Below are 21,981 nucleotides of genomic sequence, written 5' to 3' on the forward strand. Positions count from 1 at the left end.
TCAGGACCTTCCGGCGGGAGCCAAAGCGGCGCCGAACACACCCGCTGAAACGTGGATTCCCATGTCTTCGAACCGGTCTATGAAGCGCGGACGAATGCCCGTTGGGATGGGGGACCCGAGGAAGCGGCCGTGTTGATCCACTCCCGCCGAGTAATCAAACACGAAGGCGTCCTGGAGAGTGACGATGTCGCCTTCCATGCCCTGCACCTCAGTGACGTGCGTGATGCGGCGTGTGCCATCCCTCAAACGGGATATCTGGATGATCAGGTTAACGGCGGAGGCGATTTGTTCACGGATGGCCCGCAGCGGCAGGTCCATGCCAGCCATCAGCACGAGGGTTTCCAGGCGGGCGACGGCGTCGCGGGGCGAGTTGGAGTGCACCGTTGACAGGGACCCGTCGTGGCCGGTGTTCATCGCCTGGAGCATGTCCAGCGATTCGCCGCCGCGGACTTCGCCCACCACGATGCGGTCAGGCCGCATACGGAGTGAATTGCGAAGAAGTTCACGGATGGTCACTTCGCCTTTGCCTTCCGTGTTCGGCGGCCGGCTCTCAAGGCGGACCACGTGCTCCTGCTGCATTTGGAGTTCCACAGCGTCCTCGATGGTAACGATGCGTTCGTTGGCCGGAAGGAAGGATGAGAGAACGTTGAGCAAGGTGGTTTTTCCGGTGCCGGTACCGCCCGAGACGATGATATTCAGCTTGGCCTTAACGCAGGCGTCGAGCAGTTCAGCCATCGCCGGGGTGAGCGTTCCGAAGTCGATGAGGTTCTGCACTGTCAGGGGCACTTTGCTGAACTTACGAATGGTCAACGAAGATCCGCCGACAGCCAGCGGAGGGATCACGGCGTTGACGCGCGAGCCGTCTTCCAACCGTGCGTCGACCAGGGGAGACGACTCGTCAATGCGCCGTCCCACCTTGGAGACGATGCGCTCGATGACTTTGCGCAGGTGTTCTTCAGAACTGAACCTGGACTCTGTGAGGGTCAGCTTGCCCTTGCGTTCCACGTAGATCTGGTCCATCCGGTTCACCATGATTTCGGTGACCGCCGGGTCATCCAGGAGCCTCTGCAGCGGACCGTAGCCGAGCACGTCATCGGCTACGTCCGCCACCAGACGGGAACGTTCTTCCGCCGTTAACGGAACCTGTTCCTCATCGATGATGCGGCTGAGTTCTTCCCTGGCTGTGCTGCGCAGATCCTTTTCGGTAATGGTGGAGTCGTTGAAACGCGCTCCCATCCGTTCGAAAAGAGCCGTTGCCGCTCTTTGCTTGAGAGCTGCAAAAACATCCACCGGCTGTTGTGCCTTCGGCTTGGGGACGTCGTGCTGTGCGGATGGTTGCTGCGGCCGCTTAGCAACCGAGTCCAGATGGCTCCGTGCGGGTAGGTTTTCTCCACTGCTGAAAGGTGAAGAGTAGGTGACCGCTTGCTCCTTCGAATTTCCTGCAGCCTGCTCGGTTCTGGGCACAACCGCTGCCGCGGCGGGAACTGGAGCGGGGGCCGTAGCCGCGGCCGAGGCTGCAGCTTGAACAGTACCCGGCTGGGACTTTGACTGTGCCGCTTGAAGACGTTCGGACAGCTTCACCTAAACCACCACCCGGCGGTGGTTCTGCCGCTGACTCTTGGCGGAGGAGCTGAAGCGCTGTACAAGCTGGGTAAGACCTTTCACGGCTGGATCCCTTTTGGCTTCCTGAAGGACAGGAACCCCACGGTTGGTGGAAAACGCCACGGCACGTGACCGGGGGACGCTCACATCAACAGGAGCACCGATGGTCGACTCGATGTCCTGGACGGAGAGTCCGCACTTGGCGTCCGCCATGTTCAGGACCACATGCCTTCCCTCGGGAAGAATTTCGAGCTGGCGAAGGATGTCCAGGCCTGACCGCAGGCCGCGGACGCTGGGAATGTCCATGGCACTGACCCACACCACGTCTGTGCAGGCTTCCATTGCTGCCAACCCGATTTCGGGCAGGCCAGGGGCAGTATCGACCACAACGTACTGGAATTCTTCCGCCAGCTGCTCCAGCAGCCGGGTGACCTGTTGAGGGGAGATGTGGTCGGCTTCGACCGGGTTGTCAGGTGCACACAGCGCGTAGATGCTCGAAGGGTGCACGGTAAGGAACGCTTTGAGCACCAGTGTGTCCTGGCTCGCGGCGGGGGAGACTGCGTCGGTGACAGTGTGTTCGGGGCTGAGGTAGAGGCCGGAGGCAACGTCGCCGAACTGCAGATCAAGGTCCACCAGTACCACGCTCATCGGCGCAGCTTTGCCAAGGCCCACCGCAAGGTTGGTAGCGATGGTCGTCTTACCAACACCGCCCTTGGGTGAAAAAACACCGATCACGCGCCCCTTGCCGTTTTGGGCCTGCTGAGGCTGGTCCGCACGGTGGCGGTTGGCGAAGGACTGGCAGGCTCGCTCCAGCAGCACCCGCAGCTGGGCGGGGTCAGCAGATGGACTGAGGATGTCGCGGACTCCCGCACGCATGGCCTGCAGGACGAGTTCGGGGTCAGGTTCGCTAGCCAGGAGGACTGTAAGGTCCGGCACCTGGACGTCGAGGACAGTGGCGAGGCGGAGCGCCTCGTCTACGGGCACATCCGGTCCGAGGATGAGGACCTCCGGCTGTTCCTGGTTGAGCTGCGCGAACAAGTCATAGGGGCCTGCCGGCAGGACGTTCGTCAAGAACGTCTGGACACCGCCCTGGAGCCCGCCCGCAATGGCCTGCCGCAAACGGCCGTCAAAATCAGTGTTGGGTGTGATGAGGACGAAGCGGCTCACTTGTAAACCACTTCCTTGCGTTCGATGCGGGGCCCGTTGTCCTGGGCGTCGAGGGGTTCCTTGGTTAGCCAGAGGCTGCCGTTGATCGAAGCGAATATGATTTTGCCGGCTTCGATGTCGCTAACGGCGACGGTAAGCATGAGTGAGCCTTCCGGCAGCGTGGTGTCCTTCGGGTCAGGTGCGTTGGGGTTAGCGCTCGCCGTTGGTGTGGCAGCAGCCTCCGGTGCGGCCTCGGGTGCCCGCTGGACGGCTGTCACAAGAGCCTTGCGCACAGTGAGCTGGGTGGTGGGATCACCGGGGGCGGGCTTGTAGGCGCCATCCTCAAAGTTCAGCGAGATGCCGACGTGGTCACCGGCGTTGATCCGGCCACCCACCACGCGCTGCGGTTCAAGCTGGAAGGAGACTTCCTGGAGGCCGGCAGGAACCTCCACAGATCCGGAAGTTTTGATCTCCGCAGGAGCGACCAGTCGCTCGCTCAGAAGCTGTTCCCCAGGCACAAGGTCGACGGCGGCTACCTTGCCTGTTGTGCCCTCAAGGGACTTGACGGACGATTCCATCACTGCGGTTGCCGGCAGCTGCCTGGTAACCAGCGACGCCGTCATGGATTCCACAGGAGTGCCTGCGGGGATTGCCGTCTTTACCACAAGGACAGCCACGGGTTCGAGATTCTTAACAGCCCGCTGGTCAGCGCCTTGGGCGTAGGAAACAATCAAAAACGCGCCGACGATGGCGAGGACTGCTGCGGCCGCTCCTGCCACTAATCGAGACTTCACGAACTGCTCCTGACGTTGTGATGGGAGGACTGCCTGGAACTACTTAGTTAGTTCGACGACGGTGGCGCCGGTTGTGCTGACAGGGCCCAGCTTGTAGCCGTCAGCAAGGGATACATATTCAACGAAGCTGCCGATAATGCCTCGGCAACTGCCTGTGCAGCTCAGTCCGCTTCCAGGGGCCTGCTGGTTGCGGAAAACGAGAGGCAGCTTGTCGGCGCCGCCGAATTTCCAGCCCAGCACCTTGAAGGAAGCGAAAGCAGTCAGATGATAAGAAGCTGAGGCGCCGGTGCCAGTCGCTTTATCAAAGACAGGCAAGAGCACCACGATGTCCTTATTCGCAGCTATTGATTCTGCCCAGCTATTGAGTGTTGGTCCACAATTTTCAGGCGCGTCGTTACCTGTCTCGCTCCGGCTCGTGCTCACACTGAGGTCAATGCTGCTGCCGCATTCGCCAACTATCTGCTGCGTCCAATTGAATCCACCAGGAACAGGTTGCCCTGCGTATGTGCAGTCAGGCGTTCCCTTGTCACCATTAGTGCTAGGGTCGTGCCCCTCCAGCAGTTGTGGATTTTTGGCAGGAGCGGTGGACACCTGGCAAATCGAGAACGCTAGCGGAAATGGAGTTGGGCCTTCAGTGGGACTACCCCAGCGTACGCTTGAAGATGCAGATACCTCTGCCTTAGAAATTCCGAGCACCCCCGCGAATAAGAGCGAAAAGCTGTTTGTGGGGCTTCCAGATTCTTTCGCTCCCACTTCAACCTGAACCGTGCGGGCGGGTATGTTGAGGTTGATTGACTTCACATTGCTGAGGCCGTCCACAGCGTTGCCATTCGCAAACGCTGGTGCGAGTGGTGCATCGGCTTTGCAGTTCGTATCAGCAGCATTCTTGGCGCATTTTTGGGCGACCATCAGGGCAGTTGCGTCTGCTCCATTCTGCAGTTGCGCACGTTCGGAATAGAGCCTTGCAACGTCAATAGAGATAGCGGTGAAACCGAGCAGCGCCACCATGAGTACGGCAACGATGACAGCGATTCCGCCCCGCTCATTTTCGAACGGTGATACTAGCCGCCGCACAGCATCGTTCCTGTTCCTATCATGGCGAATGGACCGGCGATACCGGTCATCGTGCTGAGTGAGTATGTCACCGTTACTGTCACTTGACGTCCTGATGAACATGCCGTCGGGCCAGGTGTTGTTGCAGGTATGGCTACATATTCAAAGTCGACATCAGTGCTTTTTAGCTGCGGGTTCAGCGAAGGAGCCGCATTCACGGTGGCCGTGACTGCGTCTGCTTCGACAGTATTGATCGCTACGTTACGGGCACCTTCGCGGGCAGCGTTCGTCAGTGCCATCTGCACGTTGTATGCCCTGCCAAACTCCATGATCCCGAGCACGATGGTGATCAGTATCGGAAGCAAGATTGCGAACTCGACTGCGACAGCGCCGCACTCCTTCGTCGTGACCATCAACATCCTGCTCTTTTGGGCGGACCTATAGCGACTGCTGCTTAGGTAGGGCCGGTGGCGGAAGGTTTTTCTTCTACCACCGGCCCTGGAGTTGCTACTTGGAGCAGCTTGAGTCGGTAGTGGTGGTTTTTCCGTCGACAGTGGTGGACGAGGCAGCGGTGTACTGGCCGCCCTTGACACTGCAGCTCACGCCCTCGAAGGTTCCTTTCAGGCTCCCCCCGATCAGCGTGACAGCTGCAATGATGACGACGGCGATGAGGGCGACCATAATGCCGTATTCCACGGCGGTTGCGCCTTTTTCATCGCGGCGGATGCGGGTGGAGGTGTTTGAGAAGAAAGCAAGCATTTGAGACTCCTGAGCGAGTGAAGGGAAAGCTGGTCCGTCACCAGCTATGTCAATAGGATGCACAGGCATTCGCGCGCAGGATAGCGACTTTCTCACTTCCTGCGGAAAGCTTTACCAAGCTGCGGATTTCCTGCGTTTGACTTGCACAAACCTTGTTTGGCACGTGCCGCAACAAGCAGGTTCAGCGAATCAGTCGACCGCTCAGAATGCGATAAGAGTAGTGCCCAGAAGCGCAGCAAGCATTGAAGGGCCAAAGGCTACTTCCGCTTTTCTGCCAGCTTTCTTTGTTGTAGCCAAGGCGACGGAGACTATGCCGCCCAGCACAAAGCCGAGCGCGGAACCGTAAAACAGTTCGCTCCACCCCAGATAGCCCAGATACAGTCCCACGGGGGCGGCGAGCTTCACGTCTCCCATACCGATGCCGCTGGGGGATATAAGTGCGAGTGCCAGGTAGGCAAGGAAAAGAACGGCGGCGCCGGCTGCGGAACGCAGAAACGGGGACCAATCAGCAGAGACAGCACTGCTGATGCTGAGAAGCCCCAGGCCGGCAATAAGCAGAGTCAAGACCAGAGGATTGGGCAGAAGGTGATGGGCCAGATCTATCCGCGCCAGCTGCACGGCGAGCACGCCGTATACCAGGAAGGCCGGCAGCGCCGGGTCCCATCCAATCCGCAGCGCAAGGGCGGCAAAGAGGACTCCGGTGAGCGCCGCCGTCGTAATTCTTGTTTTTAGCGGCGGGAGACCGCCCAGGCGAGGGAGGAACCTCGCGATAAGAAGTTCGACGGCTAGGGAGAGACTGCAGCCGAGCAGTGCTGCTCCCAGGACAAGGAGCCATCCTCCGGACGCCTCGACAGCACCTGCAAACACCGCGACCCCCTGCGTCCGTCGGACCTGGCAACTGCTGAGTCAGCCGCCGGCTACCTCATTTTGACCCTGAACCCGTTAACGCGCTAATCTTGGTAGTCGTTGTGCGTGTCCTATTCCGATGGTGCGTGCCCGCTTGAGAATCCGGTTGCAGGATAACTACTCAACGTGCACATTCGGAACCTCAGGATGACTGGTTACATAGAGCCCTCACCTCTGTTCCGGTAGCGCGCAGACAGTAGGTGCACGAGCTAGTGACACCTAAACAAGAACGCCAGAACAAGAACGAGGCAAACACCGTGCGTACGTACACCCCGAAGCCCGGCGATATCAACCGCCAGTGGCACGTCATTGACGCCACAGACGTTGTCCTTGGTCGTCTTGCAAGCCAGACCGCAATCCTGCTGCGCGGCAAGCACAAGGCCACCTATGCATCCCACATGGACATGGGCGACTTCGTCATCATCATCAACGCTGAAAAGGTTGCCCTCACCGGCGCCAAGCTGGAGCAGAAGCGCGCATACCGCCACTCCGGCTACCCGGGGGGCCTGACCTCCGTCAACTACGCGGAACTGCTGGAATCCAACCCGGTCCGCGCCGTTGAAAAGGCCATCAAGGGCATGCTCCCCAAGAACTCCCTCGCTGCCCAGCAGCTGGGCAAGCTGAAGGTGTACCGCGGTGCTGAGCACCCCCACGCCGCCCAGCAGCCCAAGACTTTCGAAATCACCCAGGTCGCCCAGTAGTCCTGGCCACCAAACAACTTATCTATACAAGGAGAATCGTGGCTCAGAACGAAGAGACCACCGAAGCCGTAGAGGCTGAGGAAACCCTTACCAGCTACACCTCTGAAAGCTCAGCTGCTGACGCTGCTGCGCCGAAGAAGGAGCGCCCGGCCCTGACCGTTGCCGGCGCAGCTGTTGGCCGCCGTAAGGAAGCCGTTGCCCGCGTCCGCGTTGTTCCCGGCTCCGGCAAGTGGACCATCAACGGCCGCGCCCTGGACAACTACTTCCCGAACAAGCTGCACCAGCAGGACGTCAACGAGCCCTTCAAGATCCTTGATCTCGAAGGCGCCTACGACGTCATCGCCCGCATCCACGGCGGCGGCATCTCCGGCCAGGCCGGTGCGCTGCGCCTCGGCATCGCCCGTTCGCTGAACGAGATCGACGTCGAAAACAACCGCGCCACCCTGAAGAAGGCCGGTTACCTTTCCCGCGACGCCCGTGTCATCGAGCGTAAGAAGGCCGGTCTCAAGAAGGCCCGCAAGGCTCAGCAGTACTCCAAGCGCTAATCGCGCTTTCCAAGCGCTAAACCCGCTTACGCAGAAGCCCGTCCCGCCATTTTGGCGGGGCGGGCTTCTGCCGTTAAGGCCGGTGAAGAGCTTCTGGCCAGCCGTTTCAAGCTGAAGCAAAGCCATCCTCTACACTTGACCGGTGTCTAGATTATTTGGAACTGATGGTGTCCGGGGGCTGGCCAACGGCCTGCTGACAGCAGAGCTGGCCATGCAGCTGGCCCAGGCAGCCGCCGTCGTGCTCGGCCATGACCGCAACTCCAACGGCTCCCGGCCGCGCGCCGTGGTGGCCCGCGACCCGCGCGCCAGCGGAGAGTTCATCGCCGCCGCCGTGGAGGCAGGGCTCTCCAGCTCCGGCGTTGACGTCTATGACGCCGGCGTCCTCCCCACCCCTGCCGCTGCCTACCTGGTGGCCGATCTGGACGCGGACTTCGGCGTCATGATCTCCGCCTCGCACAACCCGGCGCCGGACAACGGCATCAAGTTCTTCGCCCGCGGCGGCCAGAAACTCCCCGACGAGGTGGAGGACGCCATCGAGGCGCAAATGGCCAAGGAAGCCGTCCGCCCGGTCGGTGCCGACGTCGGCCGCATCCAACGCTTCTCCGACGCCGAGGACCGTTACATCGTCCACCTCCTCCAGACCCTTCCGCACCGCCTGGACGGCCTCACCGTTGTCCTGGACTGCGCCCACGGCGCCGCCAGCGGGTGCTCGCCCCAGGTTTTCAAGGACGCCGGCGCCAACGTCGTGGTCATCGGCGCTGACCCCGACGGGCACAACATCAACGACGGCGTAGGCTCCACCCACCTGGAGCCCCTCAAGGAAGCCGTGGTGAAGTACGGCGCGGACCTGGGCATCGCCCACGACGGCGACGCCGACCGCTGCCTCGCCGTGGACCACGAGGGCAACGAGGTGGACGGCGACCAGATCATGGCCATCCTCGCCTTTGCACTCAAAGCCTCTGGCAAGCTCAAGGACGATGTTCTGGTGGCCACGGTCATGAGCAACCTCGGCCTGAAGATTGCCCTTCGCGATGCCGGCATCAGCATCCGCGAAACCGCTGTTGGGGACCGGTACGTCCTGGAGGAAATGCGCGACGGCGGCTACAACCTCGGCGGCGAACAGTCCGGCCACGTCATCTTCGCCGACCACGCCACCACCGGCGACGGCGTGCTCACCGGACTGCAGCTCGCCGCCCAGATTGCCCTGACCGGAAAGCCCCTCAAGGAACTGGCCACGGTCATGACCAAGCTTCCGCAGGTACTCATCAACGTCAAGGGCGTGGACCGGGCCGGAGTCCGCAGCAACGAGGTCCTTGCGCAGGCCGTGGCAGCGGCGGAAGCAGCCTTGGGCGATACCGGCCGGGTCCTGCTTCGTCCTTCCGGCACCGAACCCGTAGTGCGGGTCATGGTCGAGGCCGCCGACGAGGAGACCGCGCAGTCCATCGCCGAACACCTTGCCCAGGTGGTCCGGGCTGAACTCGCCCTGGAGCTCGTCTCCGAATAAGCCCGCACACAAGCAAAAGCGGCCCGCCTCCTGCAGGAGGCGGGCCGCTTTACGTTTTTCGGCGAGGAGTTAGGGCGTGCGGCTCTTGAGCGCGTCACGGATTTCGGTCAGCAGCGCGATCTGCGGGTCCTCCGCCGCTACCGCTTTTACGCCCTCATCAATATCCAGCTTCCGGTTACGCCGCTCGATCATCAGGTTCATCGGCAAAACCACAATGAAGTAAATAGCCGCGGAGATCAGCAGGAAGTTGACGATTGCGGTCAGCAGGACACCGAACTCGATGAAATTCCCGTTCAGGTCCACCCTCGCGAAGCTGTCGAAGTTGGGGGAGCCCACCAGGCCGGCAACAAAGGGCATCAGCACCTTGTTCACCAGCGCCGTGACCACCGAGCCGAAGGCAGTGCCGATAACAACGGCGACGGCAAGGTCAACCACGTTGCCCTTCATGATGAAATTCTTGAATCCAATAAGCATGGGAATCACGCTAGCCCATCTCCTTACAGATACCCCGGCGCAGCCCCCACGCCGAAGTACTCCTCCAAGGTGTTGATGCCCCGGGTCGTCATGTCCGTCGCAGCCTCCACACCGATGTACCGCAGGTGCCAGGGCTCGTAGTAATAGCCGGTAATCGGGTGGAACATCCACGGGTACCGCACCACGAAACCGAACCTATGTCCGTTCGCCTTCGCCCAGACAGCCGCGGGCTGGTCCGCGAAGCACGGCTGGAACCCGCACACCCCGGAGCCGTCGGCAATGTCGAACGCCCAGCCCGTCTGGTGTTCGGAGTAGCCCGGTCGCGCGCTGGCCGTGTCGGCGTCAGCCTGGCCGCGGGAAGCGACGTAACCGTTGTACGTGGTCACCTGCGTGCTGTAGGAGCGGTACCCGCTCGCCAGGACCATCGTGACGCCGTCCCGCGCGGCGGCGGCGAACATGGCCTCCGCCGCGGCCGCCGTCGTACTGTTCAGCAGAGCTGCCTCCCCGGAAACCGTCGTCGCCACATTGGGCCGCACCAGGTCCGCAGGCACGTAGTCGGCTGGCACCAGCGGCCGGTGCTTGTTGACCACCAGCCAGGGGCTCGCCGGGTCCGTGAGGGAGAACTGCCGCGGCAATGTGGAGGAGGGCGACGGCGTGGGGGACGGCTCCGAAGGCGGGGGAGCCGCCGTCGTGGCCTCCGCCGTCGGGGTTGCGGATGCCGGGGAGGAGAGCGACGGTGAGGCAGCAGGGGAGCCCGACGACGGCGTCGCCGCCCCAGGTGCCTCGGGTGTGCACGCTGCCAAAACAGTCAGTCCGGCCCCCGCGGCGAGGAAGCGGGCAAAGCTGCGGCGGCTCGTCGCCGTTGGCAGGTCATCAGGAGCAGCAGCGCAGTCGTAGCACACGTGTGCTAGACCTTCCGGAGCAGCATCCGGCGGATCGAGTGGTCCGCCTCTTTGGTGAGCACCAGCTGGGCCCGGCCGCGCGTCGGCAGGACGTTCTCCTCCAGGTTGGGCTCGTTGATCCGCTTCCAAATGTCCCGGGCCGTGCTCTCTGCTTCCTCGTCGGAAAGCGCGGCATACCGGTGGAAATAGGACTCAGGCTGTGCGAACGCGGTGCTCCGGAGCTTGCGGAACCTGTCCACGTACCACTCCTCTATGTAGGAAGTTTTGGCGTCCACGTAGATGGAAAAGTCGAAGAAGTCGCTCAGCGCCAGCCCCTGCCGGCCGTCATGCCTGGGCCTCGCGGGCGCCAGGACGTTGAGACCTTCGACGATCAGCACGTCGGGGCGGCGGACCACCACTTCCTTGCCGGGAACGATGTCGTACGTGACGTGGGAGTACCACGGCGCCCGCACTTCCTCGGCGCCGCTTTTGATTTCGCTCACAAAGCGCAGCAGCGCACGCCGGTCGTAGGACTCCGGGAAGCCCTTGCGCTCCAGCAGCTGCCGGCGCTTCAGCTCAGCCAGCGGATACAGGAAACCGTCGGTGGTGATGAGTTCAACATTCGGGGTGCCCGGCCAGCGGCGCAGCATCTCCCGGAGCACGCGGGCAATGGTGGACTTCCCGACGGCGACCGAACCCGCCACGCCGATCACAAAGGGGGTGCGCTGGGTCTGCTCGCCCAGGAAGGTGGTGGTGGCGGCGTGCAGCTGGCCGGCGGCCTCAACATACAGGTGCAGCAGCCTGGAGAGCGGAAGGTAAACCTCCCGGACTTCCTTCATGTCCAGGGGATCGCCAAGGCCGCGCAAACGGACGATGTCCTCCTGGTTAAGGGGCTGTTCCATCTCGTCTGCAAGCCGGGACCAGGTCTGCCGGTCCAGCTCAACGAACGGGGAGACGCCTTCACCGTTCGCGTCATTGCGTTGCACAGTCACTATAGAGATTCTGCCCCCAGCCCGGCCCAGAGCGAAATGCACGCAAGCACACACACGCGGGAACAACACAACAGAAGCGGCTTCGCGCCGACGCAGGGTTTAGATCTGGGGCACCCCTGCCGATAGTCTTGTGCCTATGTGTGGAATCGTGGGATATGTGGGCCGTTCTAATAACGGCGGAAGTCACAGTGCGCTGGACGTTGTCATCGAAGGGCTGCGCCGCCTGGAGTACCGGGGCTACGACTCCGCAGGGGTCGCCGTGGTGTCCCAGGGTTTGATTGAGTCGCGGAAGAAGTCCGGGAAGCTGAGCAACCTGATTGCTGAGCTGGAGGACCGTCCGCTGCCGGAAACCGTGACCGGGATCGGCCATACCCGCTGGGCTACCCATGGCGGGCCGACGGACCGGAACGCGCACCCGCACCTGGCCGATGACGGCAAGCTCGCCGTCATCCACAACGGCATCATCGAAAACTTCGCTGAGCTCAAGCTCGAGCTGCTGGAAAAGGGCGTCACCTTCCTGTCCGAGACGGACACCGAGGTCGCCGCCGCGCTGCTGGGAGATATTTTCCGAAACAAGCTCGGCGGGGACGTTTCCGACGGCGGCCTGACCCGGGCCATGGAGCTTGCCTGCCAGCGCCTCGAGGGGGCATTCACGCTCCTTGCCGTGCACGCGGACCAGCCCGACGTCGTCGTGGCCGCCCGCCGCAACTCACCCCTGGTGGTGGGCCTGGGCGAGGGCGAGAACTTCCTGGGCTCTGACGTCTCCGGCTTCATCGACTACACCCGCCGGGCCGTGGAACTGGGCCAGGACCAGATTGTCACCATCACCGCGGACACGGTGGAGATCACCGATTTTTACGGCAACCCGGCCGCGGGCAAGGAATACCACGTGGACTGGGACCCGGCCTCGGCCGAAAAGGGCGGCTTCAGCTCGTTCATGGAAAAGGAAATCCATGACCAGCCCGACGCCGTGGCCCAGACCCTGCTGGGACGGTCTGACCTGAACGGCATGCTGACCCTCGATGAGCTCCGGATCGACCCGGAGCTGCTGAAGCAGGTCAACAAGATCATCGTCCTGGCCTGCGGCACCGCCGCCTACGCCGGAACGGTGGCCAAGTACGCCATCGAGAACTGGTGCCGGATCCCCACCGAGGTGGAGCTCGCGCACGAGTTCCGCTACCGCGACCCGATCCTGGACGAGAAGACCCTGGTGGTGTCCATCAGCCAGTCCGGCGAGACCATGGACACCCTGATGGCCGTCCGTTACGCCCGGGAACAGGGCGCGAAGACCATCTCGATCTGCAACACCAACGGCTCCACCATCCCGCGCGAGTCCGACGCCGTGCTCTACACGCACGCCGGCCCGGAAATCGCTGTGGCGTCCACGAAGGCGTTCCTGGCGCAGATCACCGCCGCGTACCTGCTGGGCCTGTATCTGGCGCAGCTGCGCGGAAACATCTTCTCCGGCCAGATCAAGGACGTCCTCGCGGACCTGTCCAAGATCCCCGCGAAGATCCAGACCATCCTGGACGGCGCCGGTCCGCTCCGCGAGCTCGCCCGGAGCATGGCGAGTGAGACCTCCGTGCTGTTCCTGGGCCGCCACGTCGGCTACCCGGTAGCCCTTGAGGGTGCGCTGAAACTGAAGGAAATCGCTTACATCCACGCCGAAGGCTTCGCTGCCGGTGAGCTCAAGCACGGCCCCATCGCCCTGATCGACGAAGGCAAGCCGGTGTTCGTCGTGGTCCCGTCCCCGCGCGGCCGCGATTCGCTGCACGCCAAGGTGGTCTCGAACATCCAGGAAGTCCGCGCCCGCGGCGCCCGCACACTGGTCATCGCCGAGGAAGGCGACGAAGCCGTCAAGGCCTACGCCGAGCACGTCTTCTACGTCCCCGAAACCCCCACCCTCCTCATGCCGCTGCTGACCACCGTCCCGCTGCAGATCTTCGCCGCGGAACTCGCCGCGGCCAAGGGCTACGACGTGGACCAGCCCCGCAACCTTGCCAAGAGCGTCACCGTCGAGTAACTGCGGACCGGCAGAATGCTGCTTTGCCACTGAACGCCCCGGGCCATTCGCCCGGGGCGTTCTTTGTTCCCGGCACCCGGCACCGGGCACGGCGGACGGCAAGGCCCGGAGCGCCACCGTAGAGTAGTGCCATGATCGTTGGCATAGGCGTAGACGTTGTAGACATCGAGCGGTTCGGCCGTCAGCTTGAGCGCACCCCGGGCCTGAAGGACCGGCTGTTCGTGCCCGCAGAGCGGGAGCTGAACACCCGGTCGCTGGCCGCGCGGTTCGCCGCGAAGGAAGCAGTGGCCAAGGTCCTCGGGGCGCCGGCAGGCATGAACTGGCAGGACTGCTGGATCGGCCTTGATCACAACGGACCCACCGTTCAGGTCAAGGGAACCGTACTCGCCGTTGCCGAGTCCAAGGGCGTTAAGCGTTGGCACCTCTCCATCAGCCACGACGGCGGCATCGCCACCGCAACGGTCCTCGCCGAAGGCTGAACGGGCTGCCCAGCGCCCATAGTCGCCTAACACCGTGATCAGCGCCTACACCGGAACCCAGGTCCGCGAAGCCGAGAAACCACTCCTTGCGGCGGGCCTGGGCGATGTCCTCATGCAGCGTGCAGCCCACGGGCTGGCCAATTCGGTGGTCCGGGAACTGAAGTCCCGCGGCCGCCGGGTCTACGGCGCCACGCTTGTGGTGCTCACCGGCAAGGGCAACAACGGCGGGGACGGCCTCTACGCCGCCGCGTTTTTGGCAGCGCGTGGGATGCGTACGACGTCGGTGCTCACCGCTGATGCAGCGCATCCCCAGGCGCTGGCTGCTTTTGAGCGGGCCGGCGGCAGGACCCTGCACCTCGCCACTGCGGCACTGAGTGAGCTGGCAGCAGAAGCAGCCCGTTCCGACGTCGTCATCGATGCTGTGCTGGGAACAGGCGCGAAAGGCGGGCTGCGGGGGAGTACGGCCGAGCTTGTCAGTGCCATTGCCGATGGCCGGGCCGGTCAGGCTGCCGGCTTTGTTGTGGCGTGCGACCTGCCCAGCGGCGTCGACGCCGATACGGGGCAAGTATCAGAACCGGTGCTTCCCGCGGATGTAACGGTGACATTCGGCGCAGCAAAAGCGGGCCTGCTGGTTGACCCGGGCGCCGACTACGCCGGCAGGGTGGACGTGGTGCCTATCAGCATCGAGGACAATCTCGAAGATCCCGCCCTGCGCCGGCTTGAAGCTGCAGACATCGCGGGCCGTTTACCCAACCCCGCCCGGTGCGCGCACAAGTACTCCCGCGGGGTCCTGGGAGTGGTGGCCGGCTCCGCCGACTATCCCGGCGCGGCCGTCCTGGCCTGCCGGGGCGCCCTGGCCGCCGGAGTGGGGATGGTGCGCTACCTCGGGCCGCCCGAAGTCGGGGACCTGGTCCGCCAATCGTGCCCTGAGGTGGTCTGCAGTACAGGCGCGGTTGCCGGGAACCGGGTCCAGGCGTGGCTGGTGGGTTCGGGCATCGGTCCTGACGACCACGAGCAGCTGCAGCGCGCCCGCGACGCCGTCGGATCCGGCCTTCCTGTGGTAGCCGATGCCGGTGCCTTGCCCGCCCTTCCCGATGTCCTCGCCCCGCATGTGGTGCTGACTCCGCACGCAGGCGAGCTCGCCGCACTCCTCAAACGCCTGGGCGGTCACCAGGACCGCGCAGCAGTTGAGGCAGGGACCCTCGATGCCGTCCGCCAGGCCGCTGCGCTGACCGGAGCGACCGTCCTGCTGAAGGGGGCCACCACCCTGGTGGCCGCACCCTCGGGGGATGTGTACAGCCAGGCGGACGGCACGCCCTGGCTCGCCACGGCCGGCAGCGGCGACGTCCTCGCGGGCATCCTTGGGGCGCTGCTCGCCCAGTCCTCTCCCGACGTCGGACCCTCGCGAAAGTGGGGCACGGAAGCGAACGCCCGCTGGGCTGAGCTGGCCGCGCTGGGAGCCGCGCTGCACGGCCTGGCCGGGAGGGCGGCGTCGGAGGTTCGCTTCGGCGGACCGATCGCTGCTGGCGGAATCGCCGACTCCTTACCTCACGTTTGGGGTAAAGTAAGCACGCTTAGTAACTCTGGGGCCCCGCAACGTAATAGTCACACCCAGCCGTTACGGTAGGCAGTAGTTCGCACCGGCAGCAGGAGCCCCTGCTCTCCTGCTGCTAAATATCAATGAGGAGCATTAATGGAAGTCTGGCCTGGATCGGCTTATCCCCTTGGCGCCACCTACAACGGCACCGGCACCAACTTTGCCCTGTTCAGCGAACGCGCCGAAAAAGTTGAGCTTTGCCTTTTTGACGATGATGGCAAGGAAACCCGCATACCGGTAGACGAAGTGGACGGGTACGTCTGGCACTGCTACATCCCGCAGGTACAGCCCGGCCAAAAGTACGGCTACCGTGTACACGGCCCATACGATCCCGCTTCCGGCAACCGCTTCAACCCGAACAAACTCCTCCTGGACCCCTACGCAAAGGCCGTTCACGGGCAGGTGGACTGGGACCCTTCGCTGTTCACCTACAACCTGGGTGAGCCGGACACCATCAACAACGAGGACTCCGCCAGCCACATGATGATGGGCGTGGTCATCAACCCGTTCTTCGACTGGGACGGCGACCAGACCCTGCGGATTCCCTACCACCAGTCAGTCATCTACGAAGCCCACGTCAAGGGCCTCACGCAGTTGCACCCGGAGATTCCCGAGGAGCAGCGCGGAACGTACGCAGGCGTGGCCCACCCCGCCGTCATCTCCCACCTCCAAAAGCTGGGTGTCACCGCCATCGAACTGATGCCCGTGCACCAGTTCGTCAATGACGGCACCCTGGAGGACAAGGGCCTGAGCAACTACTGGGGCTACAACACCATCGGGTTCTTCGCGCCGCAGAACACGTACAGCTCCACCGGCGATACCGGCCAGCAGGTCCAGGACTTCAAAGCCATGGTCCGCTCGCTCCACAAGGCGGGTATCGAGGTCATCCTCGACGTCGTTTACAACCACACCGCCGAGGGCAACCACCTGGGCCCCACGTTGTCCTTCAAGGGCATCGACAACGCCTCCTACTACCGGTTGATGGAGGGCGACGAAAAGCACTACATGGACTACACCGGTACCGGCAACACGCTGAACGTCCGCCAGCCCCATTCACTCCAGCTGTTGATGGATTCCCTGCGCTACTGGGTCACCGAGATGCACGTGGACGGTTTCCGCTTCGACCTCGCCTCCACCCTGGCCCGCGAGTTCTACGATGTTGACAAGCTGTCCACCTTCTTCGAGCTCATCCAGCAGGACCCGGTTGTTTCCCAGGTCAAGCTCATTGCCGAGCCGTGGGACGTTGGGCCCGGCGGCTACCAGGTAGGAAACTTCCCGCCGCAGTGGACGGAATGGAACGGCAAGTACCGCGACACCGTGCGCGACTTCTGGCGCGGCGAGCACGCCACACTGGGTGAGTTTGCATCCCGTATCACCGGCTCGGCGGACCTGTACGAGCACTCCGGGCGCCGGCCTGTGGCATCCATCAACTTCGTCACTGCCCATGATGGTTTTACCCTCGCGGACCTGGTGTCCTACAACGAGAAGCACAACGACGCCAACGGCGAGGGCAACAACGACGGCGAATCCCACAACCGGTCCTGGAACTGCGGCGTTGAGGGTCCCACGGATGATCCCGAGGTCCTCTCCCTGCGGGCCCGCCAGCAGCGGAACTTCATTGCCTCGCTGCTGCTCTCCCAGGGCGTGCCCATGCTCCTGCACGGCGACGAGATGGGACGCACCCAGCAGGGCAACAACAACGGGTACTGCCAGGACTCCGAGCTGACCTGGATCAACTGGGACAGCGTTGACCAGCCATTGATCGAGTTCACCGCAGCCGTCAACGCGCTCCGCGCCAAGCACCCCACCTTCCGGCGCAGCCGGTTCTTCGACGGACGGCCCGTCCTGAGGGGCGAAGGCGAACGCCTGCCGGACATCGTATGGCTTGATCCGAGCGGCGAAACCATGAAGCCGGAGGCCTGGGACAGCGGATTTGGGCGGTCCGTGGGCGTCTTCCTGAACGGAAATGGCATCCAAGGCAAGGACACCCGCGGACGGCGGATCACGGACGTGAACTTCCTGATGTTCTTCAACGCCCACGATGACACCGTCAAGTTCACCCTTCCGGCGGATGAGTATGCCCCGGCATGGGACGTCATCATCGACACTGCCGGGCAGAACGCCGACACGGAGCCGGTCTCCGCAGGGCAGCCGCTGCCTGTGGAAGCCAAGTCCCTGGTGGTCCTGCGTGCCCACACCATTGAAGAAGTAGAACCGGACCACTCCGTTGCGGCATCCCTCGCGGCACTGACGCAGACCTCCACCAGCGAGACCGAGTCCCTCACCGCCCCCATGGTGGCGGAACCCGGGAAGACCACGAAGATCGGGGAGCGGAAGGACACGGGCAAGTGAGAGTACCTGCATCCACCTACCGCCTGCAGATCCGCAGCAGCTTCACCCTGTTCGACGCTGCTGAAAAGGTCCCGTACCTCAAGGACCTGGGAGCGGACTGGATCTACCTTTCTCCCATCCTGACGGCGGAGCAGGGCTCGGACCACGGCTATGACGTGACCGACCCCTCCGCCGTGGACCCGGAGCGCGGCGGCCCGGAAGGGCTGCTGGCCCTCTCCAGGGCTGCCCGCGAGCACGGCATGGGTGTCCTCGTGGACATCGTGCCCAACCACGTGGGCGTCGCAACGCCTGCACAGAACCCCTGGTGGTGGTCCCTGCTGAAGGAAGGCCAGGGCTCACCCTACGCCGAAGCCTTCGACGTCGAGTGGGAACTGGCCGGCGGAAAGGTCCGGCTGCCCATGCTGGGTTCCGGCGAGGACCTGGACAAGCTGGAGGTCAAGGACGGTGAACTCCGCTACTACGACCACCGCTTCCCGCTGGCCGAGGGCACTTATTCCGACGGTGACACGCCGCAGGAAGTCCACAGCCGCCAGCACTACGAGCTGATCGACTGGCGCCGCGCAGACGCCGAGCTGAACTACCGGCGCTTCTTCGCGGTCACCACCCTGGCCGGAATCCGCGTGGAAACCCCGCGTGTCTTCGAGGAAGCCCATGCCGAGGTGGGCCGCTGGTTCAATGAGGGGCTTGTGGACGGGCTCCGCGTGGACCATCCCGATGGCCTGGCGGATCCTGCAGGCTACCTGCGGTGGCTGAAGGACCTCAGCGGCGGAGCCTACATCCTGGTGGAAAAAATCCTGGAGCCGGGCGAAACCCTGCCCCAGGACTTCGCCACCGAGGGCACCACCGGGTATGACGCCCTGGCTGATGTGGACCGGGTCTTCGTTGATCCCGCCGGTGAGCAGCCGCTCAACGACCTGGACGCAAAGCTCCGGGAATCAGCAGTCCCCGCGGACTACGCCGAGATGATCCGCGGAACCAAGCGCATGATCGCCGACGGCATCCTCCGCTCCGAGGTTCTGCGGCTGGCCCGCCTGGTTCCGGAGTCCTACGGGCTTCCGGTGGAACAGGCTGCCGACGCGATCGCCGAGATCATTTCCGCTTTCCCGGTCTACCGGACGTACCTGCCCACCGGCGCCGAGGTCCTCAAGGAAGCCTGCGAGTCCGCGGCGGCCCGACGCCCCGAGTTGGAAGTTGCCGTTGGCACACTGCTGCCCCTGCTCCTGGACCCGGCCAACCCCATCGCGGTCCGGTTCCAGCAGACCTCGGGCATGGTGATGGCCAAGGGTGTTGAGGACACGGCGTTCTACCGCTACACCCGGCTTGGCACCCTGACGGAGGTGGGAGCCGAACCAACGGAGTTCGCTGTCTCTCCCGAGGAGTTCCACCACCGGATGACCCGGCGGCAGCAGGAACTTCCGCTGTCCATGACCACCATGTCCACGCACGACACCAAGCGCAGCGAAGACGCGCGGGCCCGGATTTCGGTGATCGCCGAGCTTCCGCAGGAGTGGGCAACCACGCTGAACAGCCTCCGCGAGCTTGCCCCGATTCCGGACGGTCCGTACGAGAACCTGCTGTGGCAGGCCATCGTCGGCGCGTGGCCTGCGAGCAGGGAACGGCTCCAGGGCTACGCGGAGAAGGCCGCCCGGGAGGCCGGCAACTCCACAAAGTGGACCGACCCCGACGAGGAGTTCGAGTCCGCGGTCAAGGCCGCAGTTAACGCCGTGTTCGACGACCACCGGGTCACCGAACTGGTGGAAGGCTTCGTGGCACGGACCGACTCCTTCGCTGCGTCCAACTCCGTGTCCGCCAAGCTGGTCCAGCTGACCATGCCCGGTGTGCCGGATGTGTACCAGGGCAGTGAATTTTGGGAACGCTCCCTGACCGATCCGGACAACCGGCGGCCGGTGGACTTCGCGGCCCGCCAGGAGGAGCTGGCAAAGCTCGACGCCGGCACGTTGCCGGCGGCGGGAACCGAAACCAGCAAGCTCCTGGTTACCTCCCGGGCGCTCCGGATACGCCGCGACCGGCCCGAACTGTTCCAGGGCTACAGCCCGGTGACGGCAACAGGGGCTGCGGCAGCGCATTTGCTTGCCTTCCACCGCGGTGCGGATGGAACTACCGGTGCCCTGACTCTCGCCACCCGGCTGCCTGCAGGACTTGAGGCCGACGGCGGCTGGCGGGACACCGCCGTCGAACTCCCCGCCACCATGCGCGACGAGCTCACCGGCGCCGGGTACGGGCCAGGCGCCGTTTCGGTGGCTGACGTCCTGGGTACCTACCCCGTGGCTTTGCTCGTACCCGTGGATGGAGAAAAGGCATGACCCTCGTCAATGTTGGGCCCGAGCGTTTCGACGTCTGGGCTCCCGACGCCCATTCGGTAATCCTCGTGGCCGACGGCCGGCAGTACCCGATGCTGAAGAAGGAGACGGCGCCAGGTTCGGAAGGGTGGTGGACTGCCCCGGACGCTCCGGCGGACGGCGACGTGGACTACGGCTACCTGCTGGACGGGGACGGCCAACCCGTGCCCGACCCGCGGTCGCGGCGGCTGCCCGAGGGCGTCCACAAGCTGTCCAGGACCTTCGACCCCGCCGCCTACGCGTGGCAGGACGGCGCCTGGAAGGGCAGGGAACTGCAGGGGTCGGTCATCTACGAACTCCATGTGGGGACCTTCACCCCAGAGGGAACCCTGGACGCCGCCGCCGGAAAGCTCGGCTACCTCGCGGACCTGGGCGTGGACTTCGTGGAACTGCTGCCCGTCAACGGCTTCAACGGAACCCACAACTGGGGCTACGACGGCGTGCAGTGGTACGCCGTCCACGAAGGATACGGCGGGCCCGCGGCCTACCAGCGCTTCGTCGACGCAGCCCACGCGGCAGGCATCGGGGTCATCCAGGACGTGGTGTACAACCACCTCGGCCCGAGCGGCAACTACCTGCCCAAGTTCGGTCCCTACCTGAAACAGGGCGATGCCAACACCTGGGGCGACTCCGTCAACCTGGACGGTCCGGGCTCGGACGTCGTGCGTGAGTACATCCTGGACAACCTCGCGCTCTGGCTCCGGGACTACCACGTGGATGGTCTGCGGCTTGACGCCGTGCACGCGTTGCGCGATGAGCGCGCCGTGCACATCCTCGAGGAGTTCGGTGCTCTGGGTGACGCTGTTTCAGCTGAAACGGGGCTGCCGAAGACGCTGATCGCGGAGTCGGACCTGAACAATCCGCGCCTGCTGTACCCGCGGGACGCAAACGGTTACGGCTTGGCGGGGCAGTGGAGCGATGACTTCCACCACGCGGTGCACGTGAGCGTCAGCGGCGAGACCACCGGGTATTACGAGGACTTCCAGTCCCTGGGGGTGCTGGCAAAGGTTCTTAGGGACGGCTTCCTGCACGACGGCAGCTACTCCAGCTTCCGCGGCCGCCACCACGGCCGGCCCATCAACCCGGCCTTGGCCCACCCGGCAGCGCTGGTGGTGTGCAACCAGAACCACGACCAAATCGGCAACCGCGCCACCGGGGACCGGCTGTCGCAGTCGCTGTCCTACGGGCAGCTGGCCGTGGCCGCCGTGCTCACGCTGACCTCGCCATTTACGCCCATGCTGTTCATGGGCGAGGAGTTCGCCGCCAGCACCCCCTGGCAGTTCTTCACCTCGCACCCTGAACCCGAGCTGGGCAAGGCAACTGCGGAGGGCAGGATCAAGGAGTTCGAGCGCATGGGGTGGGATCCCGCCGTCGTGCCCGACCCCCAGGACCCCGAGACCTTCCGCCGTTCCAAGCTGAACTGGGACGAAGCTGCCGGCGGTGACCACGCCCGGCTGCTGGAGCTCTACCGCTCCCTGACGGCACTCCGCCGGGAACACGCCGAGCTTGCCGGGCTGGGCTTCAGCGAGACAGACGTGAGGTTCGACGACGACGAGGGCTGGCTGCGTTTCCGCCGCGGCAGCGTTGAAGTGCTCCTCAACTTCTCGGACGCCAAGGTCCGGTTGGACGGCGTCTCCGGCTCGGTCCTGCTGGCAACGGACGAGGGTACCGGTCTTGACGGCGACGCCCTCGCGCTGGCTCCCTGGAGCGCTGCAATCCTGAAGTCCTGAACCCTGCTTGACTAAGTTACGCCGCGGGGCTGCTGCTGTCAGCCCGCGGCGTAACTTTTCTCCCCGGCACTGTAGCGCGGGTC

At 64.0% G+C, this 21,981-nt stretch carries 19 protein-coding genes; 9 read left to right on the forward strand and 10 right to left on the reverse strand.

Annotated features, from left to right (window positions below; genetic code table 11):
* The 7 genes from AC5RVN_RS01050 to AC5RVN_RS01080 form a co-directional block, all read right to left on the reverse strand.
* Window positions 1–1,581: a TadA family conjugal transfer-associated ATPase gene (locus tag AC5RVN_RS01050; RefSeq protein WP_494136806.1), complete on the reverse strand. Its 1,581-nt coding sequence runs from the start codon at window positions 1,579–1,581 to the stop codon at window positions 1–3.
* The gene (locus tag AC5RVN_RS01055; protein ID WP_494136807.1) at window positions 1,582–2,769 is read right to left on the reverse strand and encodes a CpaE/TadZ family protein; all 1,188 of its coding nucleotides are present in this window, start codon (window positions 2,767–2,769) and stop codon (window positions 1,582–1,584) included.
* A complete protein-coding gene (gene cpaB, locus AC5RVN_RS01060; RefSeq protein WP_494136808.1) occupies window positions 2,766–3,542 on the reverse strand; it encodes a Flp pilus assembly protein CpaB in 777 nt (258 codons plus the stop codon). Before cpaB ends, AC5RVN_RS01055 begins: the two co-directional genes overlap by 4 nt.
* 39 nt (window positions 3,543–3,581) lie before the next feature.
* Window positions 3,582–4,616: a pilus assembly protein TadG-related protein gene (locus AC5RVN_RS01065; protein ID WP_494136809.1), complete on the reverse strand. Its 1,035-nt coding sequence runs from the start codon at window positions 4,614–4,616 to the stop codon at window positions 3,582–3,584.
* Window positions 4,604–5,008, reverse strand: coding sequence for a TadE/TadG family type IV pilus assembly protein (locus AC5RVN_RS01070; RefSeq protein ID WP_494136810.1), 405 nt, complete (start codon window positions 5,006–5,008; stop codon window positions 4,604–4,606). Before AC5RVN_RS01070 ends, AC5RVN_RS01065 begins: the two co-directional genes overlap by 13 nt.
* Window positions 5,009–5,102: 94 nt before the next feature.
* Window positions 5,103–5,354 (reverse strand): Flp family type IVb pilin, encoded by a 252-nt coding sequence (locus tag AC5RVN_RS01075; protein ID WP_494136811.1) that lies wholly within the window; start codon window positions 5,352–5,354, stop codon window positions 5,103–5,105.
* Between the two features lie 201 nt (window positions 5,355–5,555).
* A complete protein-coding gene (locus tag AC5RVN_RS01080; protein ID WP_494136812.1) occupies window positions 5,556–6,221 on the reverse strand; it encodes a prepilin peptidase in 666 nt (221 codons plus the stop codon).
* A 296-nt stretch (window positions 6,222–6,517) separates the two neighbouring features.
* Here AC5RVN_RS01080 and rplM point away from each other — a divergent pair, with 296 nt between their 5' ends.
* The 3 genes from rplM to glmM all read left to right on the forward strand — a co-directional run bounded on the left by rplM (window position 6,518) and on the right by glmM (window position 9,010).
* Window positions 6,518–6,961: a 50S ribosomal protein L13 gene (rplM, locus tag AC5RVN_RS01085; RefSeq protein WP_009358699.1), complete on the forward strand. Its 444-nt coding sequence runs from the start codon at window positions 6,518–6,520 to the stop codon at window positions 6,959–6,961.
* A gap of 38 nt (window positions 6,962–6,999) precedes the next feature.
* Complete coding sequence (gene rpsI, locus AC5RVN_RS01090) at window positions 7,000–7,506, forward strand: 30S ribosomal protein S9 (RefSeq protein WP_050684362.1); 507 nt, start codon at window positions 7,000–7,002, stop codon at window positions 7,504–7,506.
* 142 nt (window positions 7,507–7,648) lie between these two features.
* Window positions 7,649–9,010, forward strand: coding sequence for a phosphoglucosamine mutase (gene glmM / locus AC5RVN_RS01095; RefSeq protein ID WP_494136813.1), 1,362 nt, complete (start codon window positions 7,649–7,651; stop codon window positions 9,008–9,010).
* Window positions 9,011–9,079: 69 nt separating this feature from the next.
* Here glmM and mscL read toward each other — a convergent pair whose 3' ends face one another.
* From mscL to coaA, 3 genes are read right to left on the reverse strand one after another with little or no spacing between them, the layout of a single operon-like run.
* A complete protein-coding gene (gene mscL, locus AC5RVN_RS01100; RefSeq protein WP_494136814.1) occupies window positions 9,080–9,484 on the reverse strand; it encodes a large conductance mechanosensitive channel protein MscL in 405 nt (134 codons plus the stop codon).
* Window positions 9,485–9,507: 23 nt separating this feature from the next.
* On the reverse strand, window positions 9,508–10,386 hold the full coding sequence (locus AC5RVN_RS01105; RefSeq protein ID WP_494136815.1) for a M15 family metallopeptidase: 879 nt from the start codon (window positions 10,384–10,386) through the stop codon (window positions 9,508–9,510).
* 5 nt (window positions 10,387–10,391) lie between these two features.
* Window positions 10,392–11,357: a type I pantothenate kinase gene (coaA, locus tag AC5RVN_RS01110; RefSeq protein ID WP_494041935.1), complete on the reverse strand. Its 966-nt coding sequence runs from the start codon at window positions 11,355–11,357 to the stop codon at window positions 10,392–10,394.
* A gap of 136 nt (window positions 11,358–11,493) precedes the next feature.
* Here coaA and glmS point away from each other — a divergent pair, with 136 nt between their 5' ends.
* The 6 genes from glmS (at window position 11,494) to treZ (ending at window position 21,898) form a co-directional block, all read left to right on the forward strand.
* Window positions 11,494–13,380, forward strand: a complete 1,887-nt coding sequence (glmS, locus tag AC5RVN_RS01115; RefSeq protein WP_494136816.1) for a glutamine--fructose-6-phosphate transaminase (isomerizing) — start codon at window positions 11,494–11,496, stop codon at window positions 13,378–13,380.
* A gap of 131 nt (window positions 13,381–13,511) precedes the next feature.
* Window positions 13,512–13,859: a holo-ACP synthase gene (locus AC5RVN_RS01120; RefSeq protein WP_307094374.1), complete on the forward strand. Its 348-nt coding sequence runs from the start codon at window positions 13,512–13,514 to the stop codon at window positions 13,857–13,859.
* A gap of 34 nt (window positions 13,860–13,893) precedes the next feature.
* The gene (locus tag AC5RVN_RS01125; protein ID WP_494136817.1) at window positions 13,894–15,486 is read left to right on the forward strand and encodes an NAD(P)H-hydrate epimerase; all 1,593 of its coding nucleotides are present in this window, start codon (window positions 13,894–13,896) and stop codon (window positions 15,484–15,486) included.
* Window positions 15,487–15,552: 66 nt separating this feature from the next.
* Window positions 15,553–17,808, forward strand: a complete 2,256-nt coding sequence (gene glgX / locus AC5RVN_RS01130; protein ID WP_494136818.1) for a glycogen debranching protein GlgX — start codon at window positions 15,553–15,555, stop codon at window positions 17,806–17,808.
* Complete coding sequence (treY, locus tag AC5RVN_RS01135) at window positions 17,805–20,132, forward strand: malto-oligosyltrehalose synthase (RefSeq protein WP_494136819.1); 2,328 nt, start codon at window positions 17,805–17,807, stop codon at window positions 20,130–20,132. The genes glgX and treY overlap by 4 nt, the downstream gene beginning before the upstream one ends.
* Window positions 20,129–21,898 carry a malto-oligosyltrehalose trehalohydrolase gene (gene treZ / locus AC5RVN_RS01140; protein WP_494136820.1) on the forward strand — a complete coding sequence of 590 codons (1,770 nt, stop codon included), beginning with the start codon at window positions 20,129–20,131 and terminating at the stop codon, window positions 21,896–21,898. Before treY ends, treZ begins: the two co-directional genes overlap by 4 nt.
* Window positions 21,899–21,981: the final 83 nt, after the last annotated feature.

It is taken from the genome of Arthrobacter sp. sptzw32, assembly GCF_059089735.1.

What these genes read in the sequence shown, in the direction of transcription:
- treZ (WP_494136820.1), top strand. Translation starts at nt 20,129, where the DNA reads ATGACCCTCGTCAATGTTGGGCCCGAGCGTTTCGACGTCTGGGCTCCC.
- AC5RVN_RS01075 (WP_494136811.1), bottom strand. Translation starts at nt 5,354, where the DNA reads ATGCTTGCTTTCTTCTCAAACACCTCCACCCGCATCCGCCGCGATGAA.
- mscL (WP_494136814.1), bottom strand. Translation starts at nt 9,484, where the DNA reads ATGCTTATTGGATTCAAGAATTTCATCATGAAGGGCAACGTGGTTGAC.
- glgX (WP_494136818.1), top strand. Translation starts at nt 15,553, where the DNA reads ATGGAAGTCTGGCCTGGATCGGCTTATCCCCTTGGCGCCACCTACAAC.
- AC5RVN_RS01120 (WP_307094374.1), top strand. Translation starts at nt 13,512, where the DNA reads ATGATCGTTGGCATAGGCGTAGACGTTGTAGACATCGAGCGGTTCGGC.
- AC5RVN_RS01070 (WP_494136810.1), bottom strand. Translation starts at nt 5,008, where the DNA reads ATGGTCACGACGAAGGAGTGCGGCGCTGTCGCAGTCGAGTTCGCAATC.
- glmS (WP_494136816.1), top strand. Translation starts at nt 11,494, where the DNA reads ATGTGTGGAATCGTGGGATATGTGGGCCGTTCTAATAACGGCGGAAGT.